Genomic DNA, 3,483 nt, shown 5'->3' on the forward strand with positions numbered 1-3,483 from the left:
GAGCCTCTATGCCACCGCCGACTGGCTCGAAGAGAATCCAGAGACGGCCGAGAAGCTGGCCACAGCGATCACGCGGACGCTTGACTACATCGCCGAGCACTCGGGCGAGGAAATAGCTGCGGAGATGCCCGAGACCTTCGCGGGCGGGGACCCTGCCCAGTACGCGGCCGTGATCGAGGAATTGAAGAAGACGCTCAGCACGGACGGTGCCTTCACCGAAGCCGGCGCTGAGGCTGTCCTGAAGACTCAGCGGATCGCCAACCCAGAGGTCGGCGAGGCTGACATCGACCTCGCGGAGACGTACACCAACGAGTTCGTCGAATAAGTCCCTGCTCCAACTCTGCTGCGGCCAGCCTCCGAAAAGGGCTGGCCGCAGTGCCGTGAACATCAGCAGAACATCGGAAGAGGCACAGCAAAGTGGCCAACCTGACCCATAAACTTCTGGCCGAGCATCTGGCCTCCGGCCGGCTCACCCCGGGCAGCGATATCACCGTCCGCGTGGACCAGGTACTGATCGAGGATGCCACCGGCACCATGGCGGCAATGCAGTTCGAGATGCTCGGCGTGGAGTCGATCGCCGTGCCGCTCGCTGTCATGTACGTGGACCACAACGTCCTGCAGATCGATGACAAGAACATGCAGGACCACCACTACCTGCGGACTTTCTCTGCCCGCTACGGACTTCGCTACTCCCCTGCGGGCCACGGCATATCCCATTACATCCACCTTGAGCATTTCGCCCGCCCCGGCGGCGTACTCGTCGGCGCGGACTCCCACACCTCCACCGCAGGCGCGCTGGGTATGTTCGCACTGGGAGCCGGCGGGCTGGAGGTAGCCGTGGCCATGGCCGGCTACGGCTTCGATTTCGTCTGCCCGACCGTCGTCGGCGTCGAGCTCACCGGTCGGCTCGACGGCGTTGCCGAGGCCAAGGATGTGGTGCTGGAGCTGCTGCGCCGCCATGGCGTGCGCGGCGGCCGGGGCAAGGTCTTCGAATTCTTCGGCGAAGGGGTGGCCTCGCTCACTACTTCCGCCCGGGCCACCATTTGCAACATGATCGTCGAAACCGGAGCGTCGACGGCCGTCTTCCCGTCCGATGAGCAGACGCTCCTGTGGCTGCGGGCCCAGAACCGTGAGGCGGACTACCGCCCGCTTGCCGCCGACAGCGGGGCCGACTACGACGACGTCGAGCACCTCGATCTGTCCGCGCTGGTGCCACTGGTGGCGCTCCCGCACTCGCCCGGCAACGTACGGCCGGTTGCCGACCTCCCGCGCACCGAGGTGGTGCAGGTGTGCGTAGGGTCCTCCGTCAACAGTTCCTACGAGGATCTGGCCACCGTCGCCGCCATCCTCAAGGGCCACTCGGTGCATCCGGCGGTCCAGCTGACCGTCACGCCGGGGTCGCGGCAGATCCTGCAGACCATCATCGCGTCCGGTGTCTACGAGGACCTGATGCAAGCCGGCGCGAGGATGCTTGAGCCGGTGTGCGGGCCCTGCGTGGGGATCGGCCAGGCCCCGACCGCAGGCGCGCCCTCACTGAGGACGTTCAACCGCAATTTCCCCGGCCGCAGCGGAACTGCCGAGGACAGCGTGTACCTGTGCTCCCCGTCGACGGCCGCGGCCAGCGCGCTGGAGGGTGCGATCATCGACGCCTCCGGCGTACTTATCGGACCGCTGCGGCCCGCCGCGCCGCCCAATCCCGGAATCCATGACCTTCATATCGCCGGCGTCCTGCCGGAGGGAAAGCGCCGGAGCATCGAGATTGAGCGCGGGCCCAACCTCGTTCCGCCGCCGCTGCCTGATTCGTTGCCCACTGACGTGGACGCCCGCGTCCTGATCATGACGGGGGATGACATCTCCACCGGCGACATGGCACCCGACGGTGCCATCGCCATGTCGGTCTGGTCCAACATCGCTGTCTGCGCCAGGTTCATGTTCCGCCGGCTGGATCCCGAGTTCCACGACCGCGCCACGGAGTGGGGCGGCGGCATCATCGTCGGCGGCGAGAACTATGGGCAGGGCTCCTCCCGCGAACACGCTGCGCTGATCCCCCTGTACCTCGGCGTCCGTGTCGTCGCAGCACGCAGCTACGCCCGGATTCACCGCCGAAACCTCATTGCCGCCGGCATCGTCCCCCTGGTGCTACCCCGCGAGGCCGACACGATCGTCGGCCAGCGCTGGGTGATCCCGGGGCTGCGGTCGGCGCTGGCCGCCGGGAACACCTCGGTGAAGGCCGACGTCGACGGCGGGTCTCAGCTGACGCTCGGACTGGACTTTTCGCCGGGCGAGCGGGAGATCCTCAGTGCCGGCGGTCTTTTGGCGCACGTCCGCACAGGCGGCCGCCCGCTCCTTGGGCACGACGAAGGCTCCTCGGCTGGTGCGGCCTCCGCGCCGGAGTTCCGACCGGAGCCGTGAAGCCGGCACCGGCCGGGAAGGATCGGCGCTCCAGAACCCGTCCGGGGCAGCGCGCCACCGCGATGGCGGCGCTGACCACCGTGGTCGCGGTTCTCCCTGTCTTTCTGGTCGGCGGACTCGCCGTACAGCTCGAAGCGGACCTCGGCATGACGGCGTCGGCCCTCGGTGCGGCGGTGGCCGCGTTTTGGGCGGTCTCCGCACTCCTCTCCGCACCGGCGGGTTACGTCGCGAGTGGCCTGGGCATGCGCAGGGGCATGCCGCTCGCCGTCGGCCTCGGGCTGACGTCGCTGCTCGGGATCGCCGTACTCACTCCCCACTGGGCATGGCTGATCCTCTGGCTCAGTGTCGCCGGTGCGTCGAACGCGCTGATCCATCCACTCTCGAACGGCCTGATCGTCGACCAGGTGGGAATTCGACACCGCGCCTTCGCTTTCGGGCTCAAGCAGGCGGCCATTCCGGCGGCAACCCTGACCGCCGGCCTGTCGGTACCGATCTTCGCCCTCACGGTCGGCTGGCAGTGGACGTTCGCTGCAGCGGCGCTTTTCGCAGCGCTCTTCGTCCCCGTCCTGCTCCGTCTACTGCCCCGCCGCTCGCCGAAGAGTCCGACACCATCCGTCAAACCACCCCGAGCCCCTCTCCCCCGCAGGCTCCGGCCCTTCCTGCTGGCCACCGCGGTGGCCGGCGGACTGGGATCAGCGCAGGCGAACGTCGTCGGTGCTTTCACCGTGGTCTCGGCCGTCGAGGCCGGGTTCGATCCGGCCGTGGCCGGCCTGCTGCTCGGTGCGGCGAGCGTGGCGGGCATCCTTGCGCGGCCGCTCGTGGGCATTGCCGCGGATCGCGGCATCGGCGGCTCGATGGCGACGGTGGCCCTCATGATGGCGGCCGGTTGCGTGGGCCTCATCGGCATGGCAACCGGCCACCCGGCGGCCTATGCCGGAGGGTGCGTGGTGGCCTTCGGCTTCGGCTGGGGGTGGAACGGACTGGTGCACTACGTGGTGTCGAAGACCGCACACCCCTTCACTGCGCAGGCTACCGGCATCACGCAGAGCGGAACGTATATCGGCGGCACGC

Annotated in this window: 3 protein-coding genes; all 3 read left to right on the forward strand. The window is 68.4% G+C overall.

Going from position 1 to position 3,483, the window contains the following annotated elements; translation table 11 throughout:
* Positions 1-325 (forward strand): substrate-binding domain-containing protein (locus Y705_RS22430; RefSeq protein WP_216698803.1); only part of this gene is annotated, 325 nt, incomplete at its 5' end.
* Between the two features lie 92 nt (positions 326-417).
* Positions 418-2,412 (forward strand): aconitate hydratase, encoded by a 1,995-nt coding sequence (locus Y705_RS20045; protein ID WP_081738064.1) that lies wholly within the window; start codon positions 418-420, stop codon positions 2,410-2,412.
* On the forward strand, positions 2,409-3,483 hold a 1,075-nt coding region (locus tag Y705_RS0113620), incomplete at its 3' end, for an MFS transporter (protein WP_049822762.1). The genes Y705_RS20045 and Y705_RS0113620, both read left to right, overlap by 4 nt.

It is taken from the genome of Arthrobacter sp. H41 (assembly GCF_000520535.1).
Classification (GTDB): Bacteria; Actinomycetota; Actinomycetes; order Actinomycetales; family Micrococcaceae; genus Arthrobacter_D.